At 50.0% G+C, this 15,930-nt stretch carries 12 protein-coding genes; 7 read left to right on the top strand and 5 right to left on the bottom strand.

Going from position 1 to position 15,930, the window contains the following annotated elements; translation table 11 throughout:
• Positions 1-95 precede the first annotated feature (95 nt).
• The 3 genes from JK154_RS02010 (at position 96) to attM (ending at position 3,650) form a co-directional block, all read left to right on the top strand.
• Positions 96-1,547 carry an NAD-dependent succinate-semialdehyde dehydrogenase gene (locus tag JK154_RS02010; RefSeq protein WP_211990945.1) on the top strand — a complete coding sequence of 484 codons (1,452 nt, stop codon included), beginning with the start codon at positions 96-98 and terminating at the stop codon, positions 1,545-1,547.
• Between the two features lie 41 nt (positions 1,548-1,588).
• A complete protein-coding gene (locus JK154_RS02015) occupies positions 1,589-2,755 on the top strand; it encodes an iron-containing alcohol dehydrogenase (protein ID WP_211990800.1) in 1,167 nt (388 codons plus the stop codon).
• Positions 2,756-2,858: 103 nt separating this feature from the next.
• Entirely contained in the window at positions 2,859-3,650 is a 792-nt protein-coding gene (gene attM, locus JK154_RS02020) for an N-acyl homoserine lactonase AttM (protein ID WP_211990801.1), read from the top strand.
• A gap of 495 nt (positions 3,651-4,145) precedes the next feature.
• On the opposite strand, the gene pepT is transcribed toward attM, so the two are convergent.
• Entirely contained in the window at positions 4,146-5,375 is a 1,230-nt protein-coding gene (pepT, locus tag JK154_RS02025; RefSeq protein WP_211990802.1) for a peptidase T, read from the bottom strand.
• Between the two features lie 108 nt (positions 5,376-5,483).
• Here pepT and JK154_RS02030 point away from each other — a divergent pair, with 108 nt between their 5' ends.
• Together JK154_RS02030 and arnT are read left to right on the top strand one after the other, a co-directional pair.
• On the top strand, positions 5,484-7,076 hold the full coding sequence (locus JK154_RS02030) for an ABC transporter substrate-binding protein (protein ID WP_211990803.1): 1,593 nt from the start codon (positions 5,484-5,486) through the stop codon (positions 7,074-7,076).
• A 744-nt stretch (positions 7,077-7,820) separates the two neighbouring features.
• Positions 7,821-9,485, top strand: a complete 1,665-nt coding sequence (gene arnT / locus JK154_RS02035) for a lipid IV(A) 4-amino-4-deoxy-L-arabinosyltransferase (RefSeq protein ID WP_211990804.1) — start codon at positions 7,821-7,823, stop codon at positions 9,483-9,485.
• Positions 9,486-9,545: 60 nt separating this feature from the next.
• Here arnT and JK154_RS02040 read toward each other — a convergent pair whose 3' ends face one another.
• A complete protein-coding gene (locus JK154_RS02040) occupies positions 9,546-10,505 on the bottom strand; it encodes a DUF523 and DUF1722 domain-containing protein (RefSeq protein ID WP_211990946.1) in 960 nt (319 codons plus the stop codon).
• A 228-nt stretch (positions 10,506-10,733) separates the two neighbouring features.
• Here JK154_RS02040 and blc point away from each other — a divergent pair, with 228 nt between their 5' ends.
• The gene (gene blc / locus JK154_RS02045; protein WP_211990805.1) at positions 10,734-11,261 is read left to right on the top strand and encodes an outer membrane lipoprotein Blc; all 528 of its coding nucleotides are present in this window, start codon (positions 10,734-10,736) and stop codon (positions 11,259-11,261) included.
• Between the two features lie 128 nt (positions 11,262-11,389).
• Positions 11,390-12,025 (top strand): carbonic anhydrase, encoded by a 636-nt coding sequence (locus JK154_RS02050; protein WP_211990806.1) that lies wholly within the window; start codon positions 11,390-11,392, stop codon positions 12,023-12,025.
• 66 nt (positions 12,026-12,091) lie between these two features.
• Here JK154_RS02050 and JK154_RS02055 read toward each other — a convergent pair whose 3' ends face one another.
• From JK154_RS02055 to JK154_RS02065, 3 genes are all read right to left on the bottom strand, one after another.
• Positions 12,092-13,054 (bottom strand): sugar-binding transcriptional regulator, encoded by a 963-nt coding sequence (locus JK154_RS02055; RefSeq protein ID WP_211990807.1) that lies wholly within the window; start codon positions 13,052-13,054, stop codon positions 12,092-12,094.
• A gap of 133 nt (positions 13,055-13,187) precedes the next feature.
• On the bottom strand, positions 13,188-13,970 hold the full coding sequence (locus tag JK154_RS02060; protein WP_211990808.1) for a triose-phosphate isomerase family protein: 783 nt from the start codon (positions 13,968-13,970) through the stop codon (positions 13,188-13,190).
• On the bottom strand, positions 13,967-15,721 hold the full coding sequence (locus JK154_RS02065) for a dihydroxyacetone kinase family protein (protein ID WP_211990809.1): 1,755 nt from the start codon (positions 15,719-15,721) through the stop codon (positions 13,967-13,969). The genes JK154_RS02060 and JK154_RS02065 overlap by 4 nt, the downstream gene beginning before the upstream one ends.
• Between the last annotated feature and the right edge of the window lie 209 nt (positions 15,722-15,930).

Consider the following 15,930-nt stretch of genomic DNA (forward strand, 5'->3'; position numbering starts at 1 on the left):
TTGACGATAGGTTAAAATAGATGCTAAAGTTCAGTGTATAGAATGTAGTTCAATATATTGAACTTGTCAATTTGATATTAAAAGGAAAGAACATGATAGATCTGCGCGATCCCACGTTATTCAAAGAAGTTAGTCTGATTGCCGGGGAGTGGCGTCAGGCAGCTCACCACCACACTTTCCCGGTACTGAACCCGGCAACTCAGGAGGTCATTGCTGAGGTCGCCGGGTTGGACTCAGCTGCCATTGAAGAAGCCATCACGGCAGCACAAACAGCCCTGCCTCGCTGGCGTGAAAAAACCGCCAAAGACCGCAGTGTCATCTTGCGTCGCTGGTTTGATCTGATCATTGAAAATACTGAAGATCTTGCCAGTTTAATGACTCTTGAGCAGGGTAAACCCCTGGCTGAGGCCCGGGGGGAGATACAGTATGCCGCTTCCTTTATTGACTGGTTTGCCGAAGAAGCCAAACGTACCTATGGGGATATTATTCCTTCCCCCCAGGCGGATAAACGATTGTTAGTGATTAAACAACCCGTTGGTGTCTGCGCGGCTATTACCCCATGGAATTTTCCGGCGGCGATGATAACCCGGAAGGTCGCCCCTGCACTGGCGGCGGGCTGCGTGATGATAGTCAAACCAGCGGAACAAACGCCACTCACTGCCCTGGCACTGGGGGAGCTGGCCCGGCGAGCGGGTATCCCAGCGGGTGTGCTACAGATAGTGACTGGGGATGCCAAAATGATCGGTGGTCTTCTCACTCAAAGCCCGGTTGTGCGGAAACTCTCCTTCACCGGCTCCACCGGTATTGGTCGCCTGTTAATGGCACAGTGTGCTGACACGGTCAAACGTGTTTCTCTGGAGCTGGGTGGCAACGCGCCGTTTATTGTTTTTGATGACGCGGACTTGGATGCCGCAGTGGAAGGGGCTCTGCAGTCGAAATTCCGTAACGCGGGGCAAACCTGTGTCTGCACCAACCGTTTCCTGGTGCAGTCAGGTATTTATTCCCGTTTTGCCCGGCGACTGACTGAACGAGTAAAAGCACTGCAGGTTGGTGATGGCCGTGACAGCGGGGTTGTCGTTGGACCATTAATTGATGAGGCTGCCGTCACCAAGGCCATGGATCACATAAATGATGCCCGCACGAAAGGGGCAACCGTGCTGGCAGGGGGACAGCGTCATGCGCTGGGTGGGAACTTCTTTGAGCCTACCGTCCTGGCCGACGTCACCCTGGAGATGAAAATTGCCCATGAAGAGACATTCGGGCCGGTCGCTCCTCTCTTTTGCTTTGACACCGAGGAACAAGCGATTGCGATGGCGAATGATACTGAATTCGGCCTGGCTGCCTATTTTTATACCGACAGCAGTAAGCGCATGTGGCGTGTTGCCGAAGCACTGGAGTACGGCATGGTGGGCCACAATACCGGCCTCATTTCTAATGAGGTAACACCATTTGGCGGTATAAAACAGTCTGGTATTGGTCGTGAAGGCTCTAAATACGGTATCGAAGAATACATGGAGAGCAAATATATCTGTAGCGCAGTGGACTAAACCACAATGAACTTCATTCACCTGCGGGAGAGGAATTGATCATGACGAGTGTCATACAACCATTTGAATTCAATAGCGTGCCATCCATGCTGGTGGAGTGGTCCGGGGCCAAACGTCTGGGGGAGATCCTTGCCACCCGATTTACTGAACGTCGGGTATTGATTGTCACCGACGGGGGACTGGTTAAAGCGGGGTTACTCCAGTCGGCGGAAGCATCACTGCGTCAGCAAGGCTTCAGTGTCACGGTATTTGATGACGTCATCGCTGATCCACCTGAAGGGATTGTCTTAAAGGCAGCGACACTGGCAAAAGCGCAACAGATTGACCTGGTAATGGGGATTGGGGGTGGTTCATCCCTTGATGTGGCAAAACTCACCGCTGTGCTGACACCCTCAAAGCAATCCCTTAACGCGCTGTATGGTATTGATAACGTGCAAGGGAAACGCCTTGCCTTAGTTCAGATCCCTACAACCGCAGGTACGGGTTCAGAAGTCACCAATATCTCTATTTTGACCACGGGTGAAACGACCAAAATGGGGGTGGTGTCGCGCCAGTTATATGCGGATTTTGTCCTGCTGGATGCGGAACTGACGGTGGGGCTTCCTGCCATCCATACGGCGGCAACGGGCATTGATGCCATGGTTCATGCCATAGAGGCTTACACCGGTAAGCATAAGAAAAACCCTCTGTCTGATGCCCTGAGTCGCGAAGCCCTGCGTCTGATTAGTAAACATCTGGTCACTGCCTGCCGTGATGGTAGCAATCGTGCGGCTCGCGAAGCGGTTTTACTGGGGGCCACGCTGGCAGGTCAGGCATTTTCTAACTCCCCGGTGGCAGCCGTTCATGCCCTTGCTTACCCTCTGGGGGGGCAGTATCACATCCCCCACGGGCTTTCTAATGCACTGATGCTGGAGGGGGTTCTGCGATACAACAGTCAGTCAGCGGCTCCGCTATATGCCGAACTGGCAGAAGTACTGAATTTGCCTGGGGAGGGGGATATTCAACAGCGATCAGCGGCGTTCATTAGCGCACTGACCACCATCATGGATGATAGCGGTGCTCCACGTCGCCTGCGGGATGTTGGGGTGAGTGAAGCCTCATTAGCTTCACTTGCCAGTGAAGCAATGAAACAGACCCGTTTACTAATGAATAACCCGGTGGACGTCACAGAGGCTGATGCTCTGGCACTGTACCGGCAAGCGTTTTAAAGCGTCTGGCACACATGATCAGCAAACCGATGCTGTGAGTGGGGATCGGTTTGTAACAGTGCAAGCAAGTACCCTACAAAAACCTTGTATAAGGATAATAATAATGACAGATATCCGCCTGTATATGTTTCAAACCGGTACGCTTAAATGTAAGGTGCATAACATTAAGATGAACCAAGGGAACGGGGCTGACTATGAAATCCCGGTCCCCTTTTTCCTGCTGACGCACCCGGAAGGCCATACCCTGATTGATGGGGGAAATGCGGTTGAAACTGCGCTGGACCCCGTGGGGTACTGGGGCGGTATAACGGATGTTTACTGGCCTGTCATGAGGGAAGATGAAGGCTGTGTCGCACAGCTAAAAAAGATGGGCATTGCCCCTGAAGATGTGCGCTATGTATTACAGTCCCACCTGCATCTTGACCATACTGGCGCAGTAGGGCGCTTTCCTAATGCCACCCATATTGTACAGCGCCGGGAATATGAGTATGCCTTCACACCCGACTGGTTTGCGGCAGGGGGGTATATACGTAATGATTTCGACCGCCCGAACCTGAAATGGCAGTTCCTTGATGGTGAATATACTGATCTCTATGACATTTATGGTGATGGAACCCTCAAAACCATTTTCACACCCGGACATTCCCCTGGTCACCAGTCAATCCTGGTGACACTGCCTGGCAGTGGAAGTTTGCTGCTGGCTATTGATGCTGCTTACACCCTTGATCACTGGGAAGAAAAAGCGCTGCCTGGTTTTATGTCGTCCGCGGTTGAAGCCGTACGCTCAGTACAGAAAATGAGAGCCATTGTTGAGCGAACTCACGCCCAGGTGGTTACCGGGCATGACCCCGATGCCTGGCCGACTTTCCGCCATGCGCCAGAATATTACGACTAGCCTTTATTGATCGGCCAGCGCTCAGAGAACTGACCGATGATTACGCTGCTTTTATCGCTTTTTATATAGCTAATTATCTAAAAAAAAGAATTACACCAAAGGTTAAATCAAATATACATTATAAAATCACTGATGATGTTTATTTTCAGCCAGTATATATTTTTCATTCATATCAGTCTGAAAAAGCCGCATGACAAACAATTATGGTGCAGTGCACAATAATGGGGCCCTTAATGGGGAGGATATATATGTCATCGGGACAATACGTTTTATTCCTTTAAGCGAAATTACGCCACTCATATGAGACTGTTCATAAACCATCAGATGGTGAATCGCATTATTTGCTGCTGACATAAGGATAATGTCTGCAGACAGGGGATAATTTTCGGTCGGGCGGTATATATGCTCAGATTATCGGGGGGAGGGAGTATTTCCCCCCGGCATTCGCTTCAGATTATTTGCACCCTGGCCATCGATTCCCGCAGCATGAATGCATTATTTAGCGGCTAGCAAACACAATTTTCGTGCGACCTGATAAGAGGCCTCGAAAGAGCTGAGTGGCAGGAATTCAAACCGGGAATGGAAATTATGTGCGCCAGTAAAGAAGTTAGGCGTTAATAAACCTTTGGCCGAAAGCGCCGCACCATCTGTGCCACCACGCATAGGAATCACTTTAGGTGGAATATTTAACTGTTCCAGTGCAGAAAAAATGAGGTCAATGGCTCGACGATCTTCACCGAGTGCATTACTGATATTGCTATAAGTATCGCTTATCTCATAGCTGACTTTAGCGGTAGGATACTGCGCGGTAATTTTCTCTGCCACTTCTGCAATCTGCTGTTTTCGGGCGGTGAAACGCGCCAAGTCAAAGTCACGTATATTGGCTTTCAGCACGGCGGTGCTCTGGGATGCTTCCATGCCATTAAACCAGGTATAACCTTCCCGGCCTTCCGTGTGCTCCGGCGTTTGCAGACGGTCAAAATGGCTGATGTAGTCCATCGCCATCAGTAAAGGATTCACCAGCACGCCTTTGGCAGACATGGGGTGGTTGGTCACCCCGGTGAAGGTCATTTCCGCATGAGCGGCGTTAAAGTTTTCATAGACGACTTCACCGATTTCACAGCAATCAATGGTCCAGGCGAAATCGACATCAAAACGTTTTAAATCAAGTGCTTTTGCACCGCACAGACCAATTTCTTCATCAGGAACAAAGGCGACGACAATATCCCCGACCTGATCTTGTGGGGTTAAATTCTCAAGCAAAGTCATCACCACGGTGACCGCAGCTTTATTGTCTGCCCCCAGCACACTGGTACCGTCACTAAAAATGATGTCTTCCCCTTTATAGCGCAGAATCTCCGGGTGCTCCTCAACTTTTAACCAGATATCTTGCTGCTGATTAAGGCACAGATCACTGCCAGTAAAAGGGCGTATTTGCGGATGAATATCCGGTGATAAACCTACATCAACCGTATCAATATGGGTAATGAAACCAATCCGTGGTGCAGTGGATACATTGCCTTTTCTCACCGCGGTCACAGTCGCATGATCATCAATAATAATATCTTCCAGCCCCAAAGATTGTAGTTCGTCAGCTAATAATTTTGCCATCTCCTTCTGTCCTGGTGTGCTGGGTAAAGTATTAACCCGCGGGTCACTCTGGCTACTAACGGCTAAATAACGAAAGAAGCGCTGGGTTAATTGCAACTGCAGTGGAGATGACATAATAAGTTCCTTAAAAAATAACGGTATCACAGTATGGAAATTTAATGTTATTTATAGCAAGAATTAATAATAATTATTTTCTTGCGAGTTACAACATTGGGAGTAGGAATGAAAAAAAAGATAACTGCCTTTGCTATGACCTTAACGGCTCTGGCATTTAGTACAAGTGTTTCCGCCAATACCCTGGTTTTTTGTTCTGAAGGATCACCGGAAAATTTTAACCCTCAGCTTTATACTTCTGGAACCAGTGTGGATGCCAGTGCGGTCCCCATTTATAACCGGCTGGTGGACTTTAAAGTCGGGACGACGGAGCTAATACCGAGTCTCGCTGAAAGCTGGGATATTAGCGAGGATGGCAAAGAGTATACTTTTCATCTTCGGAAAGGCGTGAAATTCCAAAGTAATAAATATTTTAAACCAACCCGGGATTTCAACGCTGATGATGTGATTTTCTCATTTATGCGTCAAAAAGACCCTCAGCACCCGTACCATAACGTGTCTAATGGTAACTATTCCAATTTCAATAGTATGGAATTTGCGAAACTGATTACCCGTATTGATAAAATAGACGACAACACGGTTCGCTTTACCCTGTCACGTCCTGATGCGCCATTCATTGCAGCCCTGGGCTGGTATTTCGCGTCAATTCTTTCAGCAGAATACGCTGATGCCATGCTGAAAACAGGCACCCCTGAACGCGTTGATATGGAACCGATTGGTACTGGTCCTTTTGAGTTGAAACAGTACCAGAAAGATTCGCGCATCCTGTACACCGCATTCCCTGACTACTGGGAGGGGAAAGCCAGGCTGGACAGGTTGGTGTTTTCCATCACGCCGGATGCGTCTATTCGTTATGCCAAGCTTGAAAAAAATGAATGTCAGGTCATGCCATTCCCCAATCCGGCCGACTTGCCCCGGATGAAAGAGAATAAAAATATTAATCTCATGAGTAAATCCGGGTTGAATACTGGTTTCTTATCATTTAATACGCAAAAACCACCCCTGGATAATGTAAAAATTCGCCAGGCTCTGGCGATGGCTATCAATAAACCAGCAATTATTGAAGCGGTTTTTAACGGTAGTGGAACGCAAGCTAAGAACCTGTTACCGCCAGGTGTCTGGAGCGCTGATGATAAACTGGAAGACTATGCTTACGATCCAGAAAAAGCCAGAGCCTTACTGAAAGAAGCGGGATATAACCCTGAAACCACCATTGATCTCTGGGCGATGCCGGTTCAGCGTCCTTATAATCCCAATGCCCGACGCATGGCGGAAATGATCCAGGCTGACTGGAAGAAGGTGGGAGTCAACGCCAAAATTGTGACCTATGAATGGGGCGAATATCTCCAGAGGTTGAAAAATGGTGAACACCAGGCAGCACTAATGGGCTGGACGACAGCAACAGGGGACCCGGACAACTTCTTTGGCCCGCTGTTTACCTGTACCGCCGCACAGGGTGGGTCTAACTCTGCAAAATGGTGTTATCCGCCTTTTGATAAACTTATCGAAGCAGCCCGTAGCGAAAGTGATCAAAGTAAACGGGCAGTATTGTATCAGCAAGCGCAGCAGATGATGCACGACCAGATGCCCGCCGTCATGATTGCGCATTCAACTATTTTCGAGCCGGTGCGTAAAGAAGTAACCGGGTATGAGATAGACCCATTTGGTAAGCATATTTTCTATCAAGTCGATAAAAAATAGTGCACTTTAGCCTCTTTGTTTCATGGGCAGGGGGGCTAATATTTCAAGCTGTATGCGTGCTGGTTTCCCCACGGCTATCTGGTATTTCTGTTATTCAGCTTATCCAGGGCAGCGTCTCAGCCAAAAGCCCATTTAAGAAACAGAGGTAAGGGAGTGTGAAGAAAAAATAATGTTACTAACCTCCCTGCCGTCCTGTTACCATTCAGGTTAACCGCATTTTTTGTTAAAGATTTTAAGCCATGCAAAAAATGTGGATTAATACTGCCTGTAAAGTATCAAAAGATACGCGTACTGTTTATATTTGTGCTCTGCTGAGTGAACGATACTCACTCTGCTGTGTCGAAACCAAGTATCCTGAATAGTTTTTGAGGGGGGCCTGTTTCATCTGAAATGAAGAACACTCTCTTATACTTTATTTTGTTTAAGTTACTTAATGCTTAATTGAACGTTGTGAGTCACCCCGTTAGCTGAAAAACAATATTCTATTAATAGAATGAGTGTAGTTATCGACACATGGACACATGGAAAGGCAGAGGGCGGGGCCGTCGGGCGTTTTTGTACGCTGATTTCCGTTAATTGCCAGTGAGTTACCAAAAGATGTTGATGTGTGGATAAATTCAGCATGCTGCGTGTTTGCGGGTTCAGCAGAACGGACCCGATGTCACATGTCGGCACTTTGGGGTATGACTTTTTTCTTCCTGGTCCGGGAGGCCGGGCAGCCAATAACTTATCGAGTTTTGATTGATGAAACCCTTAGTAAATTATGGAATCGCCTTTGGTATTTGTTTTGCCTTGTTGTATCTCATTCCGCTGGATTCCCGGGCATTATGGCAACCAGATGAGACACGTTATGCACAAATTAGTAGCGAGATGCTGGTTTCTGGTAATTGGGTAGTGCCCCATTTTCTGGAATTACGTTATTTTGAAAAGCCAGTATTTGGTTATTGGATAAACAATATTAGCCAGTTTATCTTTGGTCATAATAATTTCGCCGTGCGTTTTGGTTCCGTGTTCTCCACTGCGTCAAGTGCATTGCTGGTCGTCTGGCTGGCATTCCGCCTGTGGCGAGACAAAGCCATTGCGGCCTTATCCGGTGTTATTTACCTCACCTGTTTCCTGGTTTACGGTATTGGCACATATTCCGTTCTGGATCCTATGCTGACCCTGTGTCTGACCGGGGCTATGTGCTTTTTCTGGGCAGCGAGCAGCACGAACACCACCAGGGCGAAAATCGGGGGATATATTCTGCTGGGGTTTGCCTGTGGTTTAGGGGTTATGAGCAAAGGTTTTCTGGCCCTCGCCATTCCAGTCGTTGGGGTACTGCCCTGGGTCGTCTTGCAAAAACGCTGGAAAGAGCTGTTTTTATTTGGTCCTGTCGCCATTATCAGTGCGGTGGTGATCGTATTGCCCTGGGCGCTAGCCATCGCCAGGGAAGAACCGGATTACTGGCGCTACTTCTTCTGGGTTGAGCATATTCAGCGTTTTGCTGAAGATAATGCGCAGCATAAGGCGCCATTCTGGTACTACTTGCCTATCTTTATTGTGGGTTGCATGCCATGGTTAGGGCTGCTGCCTGGCGCACTGAAACGGGGCTTCCAGGAGCGAAGTTCTGAGAACGGCTCTTTCTATTTGTTAGGCTGGGTCATAATGCCGTTACTCTTTTTCAGCATTGCTAAGGGGAAACTGCCCACGTATATTTTGCCGTGTTTTGCCCCTCTGTCTATTCTGATGGCACGCCATGCGGTAATACTGGCAAAAAGCAAGGCCCGCACACTCCGTGTTAACGGCTGGGTTAATGTCATATTTGGTCTGATCTGTGTACTTGTGGTCTTAGTGGCGCTGGCACCATGGGGCATGGGGGCACATACCCTGTATGATGAAAATGAAGTCAATAAAGTCATGCTTGGGTCTTTTGCCTTTCTGGTCTGGGCTGTCGTTGGCATCATTACACTATTCCACAGTGAGCGTCGTTGGTTCTGGGCAGGTTGTTGCCCATTAGGCATCGCTTTGCTGGTTGGTTTTGCCATTCCTGATTCGGTCGTCCATTCAAAGCAGCCCCAGGCATTTATCGAGGCTGTCAGGCCTGAACTGGCTGACAGTCAGTACATCCTGGCGAGTAATACGGGTATTGCTTCGGGCATTGCCTGGGAGATGAAACGCAGCGATATTGACCTGTATAAATCCCGGGGCGAGTTGGGGTATGGGCTCGCTTACCCTGGTAATGAAGATCGTTACACCACTGCTCAGGCATTCCCCCAGTGGCTGGCCGAGCACCGCAAGAGTGGCAATGTGTCACTGGTCGTGCTGACCACAAGGAATGAGACGCTGGAAGAGATGAACTTACCGCCGGCGGATTACACGTACAGCGATGGTCGTCTGGTGTTGTTGCAATACTTTAAGCAGCCCTGATACTTCACAGAAAGGCGGGTCAGGGCGATCCGTCTTTCTGTTCAGAGACCAGCCGTCGTTTTAGCACGCCGTAAGGCGTAAGGCTAAATCCTGTGGGTAAGGGTCAAAGTAGTTCTGTGTTAATAAATAGTTATCCGGGTACTCTGCCAGATAATGCTTCAGCAACGTTATCGGTGCGAGGAGGGGCAATACTCCCGCATGATAATGGAGGATCACTTCCCGTAACTCGCCACGCTGGCGCTGACTCAGGTACGGACGAAAGTAACCCTGAATATGCATCAACACATTGGTATGATTTTTTCGGGAAGAGACTTTCCGCAGCAGAGCCATCAGTTTTTCACGGTAGGCAACAAAACAGGCATCAAGGTTGTCCCACTCATGTAACGAAGCAATAAATCGTCCTATTTCCCGCTGGCCTGACTGGGTATGGGACAATAATTGCAGCTTATAACGGCGGTGGAAGTCCATTAGTCCCTGGCGTGTGAGCCCCTGGCGACGCAATGTATTCAGCGCGTGAAGCGCAAAAATACGGCTGACAAAATTTTCTCTGAGCTGGGGATCATTCAGACGGCCATCTTCTTCCACCGGTAGCCATGGATAAGTTGCCATAAGTGCCCGGGTGAATAACCCAACCCCCTCTTTACGCCCACGATTGCCTTTTTCATCATACAGGCGTACACGCTCCATTCCACAACTCGGTGACTTGGCGCAGACAATAAACCCCGCAATATCCTCCAGCCCCGGGAGACAGGTCATAGTAAATTGAGACATTTTTTCGGTCACATCATCATTCGGTGCCCGGGTAAAACGCATCCGTGCCTCACCATCAGCCATCTGAATCAGACGTAATGGCGGGCGTGGCGAGGGCAGGCCAATAGCCATTTCCGGGCAAATGGGTTTAAAGGTTACCCAGGATGCCAGTTCGTCCATGACGAAGGGCATGCGCTTATGCCCTCCGTCGAAGCGAACACTGGCGCCTGTTAAACAGCCACTGATCCCAATTATGGGTGGTGTTTTCATCGCGTCATCCCCTTTCAGTGTATTGTTTACGCACAGAACAGGCCGGTAGTGTTGCTGTTTTTTAACTCGTTCATTCACAGTCACTTAACGGTGAGTCCTCTCAGAACACACCGATTCAGTCTCATCAGTGTAGCAGCCCGTATCACTCCTGGTGGGGTGGCAGTGCGGTAACGTATTATGCCCATGTGCTCTATACTGGGGCGGTACAGACAGAGAGAGGAAGTCCATATGGCATTATGGCCTGTTATAACCGGCATTGTTGTTGCGCTGACATTGGTGGCCTGCTCGTCACCAACACCGCCGAAAGGCGTAGAGCCGATACAGGAATTTGATGTGCAGCGCTATCTGGGTAAGTGGTACGAAGTCGCCCGGCTGGATAACCGTTTTGAACGGGGACTTGAGCAGGTGACAGCAACCTATACAGAACGTCGTGATGGCGGGATCAGGGTGATAAACCGAGGTTATCACCGCGAACAGCAGAAGTGGCGTGAAAGTGAAGGAAAAGCCTATTTTACCGGGGCACCAACCACCGGAGCGCTGAAAGTCTCGTTCTTCGGACCATTCTACGGTGGCTATAATATTATTGCCCTGGATAATCAGTATCAGTATGCACTGGTCAGTGGACCTAATCGTGATTATTTATGGATACTTTCCCGAACCCCCACCATTCCGGAAAATATTAAACAGCGCTATCTGGCGATTGCGCATCATCTTGGGTTTGCCATTGATGATTTGTTATGGATTTCACCGCACTGAATGCACCATGCTAAAGTTAACCCCGGTTACCGACGATGAGCATAATGCGCTTTTTTCACCTCCGGGGGTTGCTGCACAGAATCTTGGCCTTATGATACAGGTGATATTTGAAAAAAAGAGAATGTGCTATGCAACATATCATTGAAGGTTTCCTCAATTTTCAAAAAGAGGTCTTCCCCGAACGTAAAGAGTTGTTCCGCAGCCTGGCATCCAGCCAAAACCCCAAAGCGCTGTTTATTTCCTGCTCAGACAGTCGCCTGGTACCGGAACTGGTTACCCAGCAAGAGCCCGGGCAACTTTTTGTTATCCGTAACGCCGGCAACATTGTGCCTTCATTTGGGCCAGAGCCAGGTGGGGTCTCAGCAACCATCGAGTATGCTGTGGTAGCCCTTGGGGTGACTGACGTCGTGATTTGTGGGCACTCCAACTGTGGCGCGATGAAAGCCATCGCCACCTGTCAGTGCCTCGACCCGATGCCTGCCGTGGCTCACTGGCTGCATTATGCGGATGCGGCAAAAGCCGTGGTTGAGAAAAAGGACTGGGATAACGAAACCGATAAAGTGAATGCCATGGTGGAAGAAAATGTTATTGCGCAGCTTAATAACATTAAAACTCATCCTTCCGTTGCGGTTGGTCTGCGCAACAATGCACTGCGATTACACGGCTGGGTCTATGATATTGAAACGGGTGTGATCCGTACGCTGGATAAAAACAGCAAACGCTTTATTTCACTGGTGGACAATCCGGACACTTATTTTGAGTAAGTATTGACCCCGGAAAACGTCCCCGCCAAAGATGATACTTTGCGGGGATATTTCCTGGTCAGTCTGTTACTGACTCATGCTTAAAATAGTGCGAATGTTACGCGCGCTGGTGGCAATAATATTAATAGCGCCAGTACGCAGGGCGCCCATAATCGCCATGGCTTTGGTATTCTCTGACGCAATGGCAATCACGCAAGGGATCTGTCTGAGCTCTTCAACACTCAGGCCAATAACCCGGTCGTCCATCACGGTATTGACATGCTCCCCGCGGGAGTTGAAAAAATCATAGCCAGCCACATCACCAATGACACCCTGATTAATACTGGCATCGTTGATCTCTTGCGGGGTGAACCAGCCAAGTTTCACCATGTAGCTTTCTTCATTCATATCCCCGATCCCCACCAGCGCGATATCCGCTTTACGGGCACGATCAAGTGTTTCTTTAATGGTACCATTCTGCCGTAATAGCTCTTTTAACTGCGGGTTTTCAACGTAGGCCGGGGCATAAAGTGACTCGCTGCTGCCCCCAAATTTTTTAGCCAGCAGACGGCTGATATGGTCGGCGTTGATAATATCCCCCGGCCTGTGAGTGCCACCGATACCACAAATAAAACGACAATCACGTTCCTGAATCGTGCCAGAAAACTCAGCCACTGCTGCCACATTACGCCCCTGGCCAACCGCAACCACCACATTATCTTTCAGCATATTATTAAGATGGCTGGAGACCAGTGTGGCAACCTGGCGGCGTTGCTCCTCTTCATCGTTATGATCGAGGGCGATGAGTGCCCGGGTGATCGGGAAACGATCTTTAAGTTGTTTTTCAAGCTGAGTACTGAAGATGGGATGATAACGTACGTTTATTTCGACGATCCCTTCTTCTTTTGCCCGTTTCAGCAAACGTCCTACTTTAATACGGGAAAAACCAAATTTGTTAGCAATCTCTTCCTGGGTTATCTCATCACAGTAATAAGCGACGGCAATCTCAGTCAGTAGTTCATATTCCTGTGATGCGCTCGATTTTTCCATCCGGCTGTTTCTCCCCGTGTTAGAGTAATGTTTAGTGGGTGAACATTTGTTGAAATGTATATCAGAAACACGCTTACCTCAAGTCACCCCAGGGCGACGGCCTGCGGTGAGACCGTCGCGGCTGGGTAAAGTATCACGCCTGATCAGTACGGGGGGCTACTATTTTTTGTGCTTCAGCAAGAATCGAGGCAAAGGCTTCGGGCTGGTGAGCAAAGCGACCGAGGAAGATTCCGTCAACATCCGGCCACAAACGACTTAGCAGACCCGGCCCGGCACTCCCGCCGTAGATAACCTGGAACTGCGGGCCATAGTGTTGCTGTAAATGACGGCGCAGCTCCCGGCAAACCTGACGAATATAGTCATCACCTGCGGGCTCTGAGGCGCCAATAGCCCACTGGGGTTCCCAGGCGAAGAGGGTCGCGGGCAGTGCCTTGTTTCCGCGGTGCGCCAGTAGTGCCTGCACCTGTCCGATAGCGTAACGAACAGCCTCTTCAGCGGCCATTTTTTGGTCTTCACCAATACAAATAACCGGCGTGAGGTGACTCGCGTATGCCATATCAATTTTCTGATTGATTATCTCCGTGGTTTCCCCAAAGTAGCGTCGCCGCTCGGCATGACCGAGCTCCACATAGCGGCAGCCCATTTCCTGCACCATGGCAGCACTGCTTTCCCCTGTCCATGCCCCCGGGGGGGCTGCACAAATATTCTGGGCACCCGTCGCCATTGATGTTCCCGCAAAACTTTGCAGTGTCACGTCGAGTGCCGGCATTGCCGGGAAGGTGAATAACTGCAGGCGAGACACCTGTTCCGCAGGCAAGTGGCGGAGCAAATCCGCCACTTGCAAACACCATTGCTGCGTTTGGTGATAACCAAAATACGTCTTATGGCTAATACCGATAATGGGGTTCAGGGTCATGCGTTCTCCTGGATAGCGTCAGTGACGGTATTCTCGTCCATGCAGGCCCCGATCGCCACGATAATCATCGCCAGGGAGACCGCACCCGCATCAGGCGTGCCCAGGCTACGTTCAGCTAATGGACGGGCACGGCCAATTTTAGGTAATAACTGTGCCGTGTCTTTGGCGCTCTGACTGGCCACCCGAGCCGCTTTATTCCACGCCTGCGCGAGAGAAAGCCCCTCTTCAGTGGCGGCATTGAGCGCCTGACTAAACGGCAGCAGGACATCAACCAGTGTTTTATCACCCAGTTTAGCTTTGCCAAAATGCATCACCCCTGAACAGGCCTGGGAGATGGCCCTGGCAACCTGCGGCGCATCCGGTTTTTCACTATTACCAATGGTGATACCCAACGTATTGAGGATCACGCCCCAGATAGCGCCAGACGTTCCCCCGGCATCATCTGCCCAGGCATCTGCTGCGAACTGCAGCAGAGTACCCGCACCAGCGCCTTTATCCAGTGCTGCCTTCGCGGCCCGACGGGCGGCAACGGCCCCGCGTTCCATACCGATACCGTGGTCACCGTCCCCGGCAACTGCATCGATACGACCAAACTCTTCCACATTATCGATAACCGTTTGTGTCAGGACATCAACCATATGCATGACCTTAACCGCCACGTCTTGCGACGCCGGGCTGCCCGGCTGAATACTGACTTCACTGCTCTGTTCCAGCTGCTGTGGATCAAGGGGGATATGGGGGAGTACGGAGCCACGGCTGAAAGCAGGTGTGGTGGCGGGGGCCAGCCACAAGGCTTCCAGTTCATCATCAAACCAGGCGAATGTGATGGATAACCCCGCCATATCCAGACTGGTGACAAACTCACCAACTTGAATGTCCGCCACCAGGACCCCTGCATTCTGTAGTAATGGCTGGACATCATGCCAAAGAACAAATAATTCTTCATATTTCACGGTGCCAAGACCGTTGATTATCACCCCTACACGAGCCCCTTCTGCCTGGGCTATCGCTTGCGGACGTTCTTCCAGCAATGTACGGGTGAGCAGCTGTGCCAGTTCATTTGAGGAAAGCTGGTTCAGCTCACTGATGCCAGGCTCACCGTGAATCCCCATCCCAAAGCCCATCTTGCCTTCAGGGATGGTGAACAGGGGGTGTTCTGCCCCAGGAAAGGTACACCCGCCAAAGGCCAGACCCAAGGAACGAGTCTGTTCATTGGCGCGACGGGATATTGCCAGCACATCCGCCAGCGAATCACCGCGTTCCGCCGCCGCTGCCGCGATTTTAAACATCACGAGATCACCCGCCACGCCACGGCGCTTCTCTTTTTCGGCCAGGGGGGCACTGGAGATATCATCGGTGATGGGGAGAATTTCACAAGGGATCCCTTCGGCGCGGAGTCGCTCGCAGGCAAGACCAAAATGAAGTACATCCCCGGCATAGTTGCCGAACATCAGTAACACGCCGCCGCCGTTGTCAGCAGCCCTGGCGACGGAGCAGATTTGTTGTGCAGAAGGTGAGGCGAAAAGGTTACCCATGGCGGCTCCATGTGCCAGGCCCTGACCGACCAGCCCGGCAAATGCCGGATAGTGCCCGGAGCCACCACCGACCACAATAGCCACGCTGCCAGCTTTACTCTGAGTGTTACGCACCACACCGCCAGGCACCTGACGCACCATAGAGGAATAGGCGCTGACAAAGCCAGCCACCATTTCTTTTGCAAAGTCTGACGGGCGATTAAAAATCCAGCTCATTTTATCTTCTCCAGATGATTTGTATTGAGTTTCCAGCCGCCAGCTTTTGGCCATTTCCACCATCACAAATGAACGCTATCAGAACAGATGCGTTAATCAAATGTTCGATGAGTGGTTATGTGATCCGAATCATGATTTGCCATATAAAGCCTATTTTTGTGATTCAGCCCCTTTTTTAGTCAGTATTTTCTTGGTAAATATTATATCAT

Origin of the sequence: Citrobacter sp. JGM124 (genome assembly GCF_018257795.1) — a bacterium.
Lineage (GTDB): Bacteria > Pseudomonadota > Gammaproteobacteria > Enterobacterales > Enterobacteriaceae > JGM124.

Coding starts and splice junctions, on each gene's coding strand:
- JK154_RS02015 (WP_211990800.1), top strand. CDS start 1,589: ATGACGAGTGTCATACAACCATTTGAATTCAATAGCGTGCCATCCATG.
- attM (WP_211990801.1), top strand. CDS start 2,859: ATGACAGATATCCGCCTGTATATGTTTCAAACCGGTACGCTTAAATGT.
- pepT (WP_211990802.1), bottom strand. CDS start 5,375: ATGTCATCTCCACTGCAGTTGCAATTAACCCAGCGCTTCTTTCGTTAT.
- JK154_RS02030 (WP_211990803.1), top strand. CDS start 5,484: ATGAAAAAAAAGATAACTGCCTTTGCTATGACCTTAACGGCTCTGGCA.
- arnT (WP_211990804.1), top strand. CDS start 7,821: ATGAAACCCTTAGTAAATTATGGAATCGCCTTTGGTATTTGTTTTGCC.
- JK154_RS02040 (WP_211990946.1), bottom strand. CDS start 10,505: ATGAAAACACCACCCATAATTGGGATCAGTGGCTGTTTAACAGGCGCC.
- blc (WP_211990805.1), top strand. CDS start 10,734: ATGGCATTATGGCCTGTTATAACCGGCATTGTTGTTGCGCTGACATTG.
- JK154_RS02050 (WP_211990806.1), top strand. CDS start 11,390: ATGCAACATATCATTGAAGGTTTCCTCAATTTTCAAAAAGAGGTCTTC.
- JK154_RS02055 (WP_211990807.1), bottom strand. CDS start 13,054: ATGGAAAAATCGAGCGCATCACAGGAATATGAACTACTGACTGAGATT.
- JK154_RS02060 (WP_211990808.1), bottom strand. CDS start 13,970: ATGACCCTGAACCCCATTATCGGTATTAGCCATAAGACGTATTTTGGT.
- JK154_RS02065 (WP_211990809.1), bottom strand. CDS start 15,721: ATGAGCTGGATTTTTAATCGCCCGTCAGACTTTGCAAAAGAAATGGTG.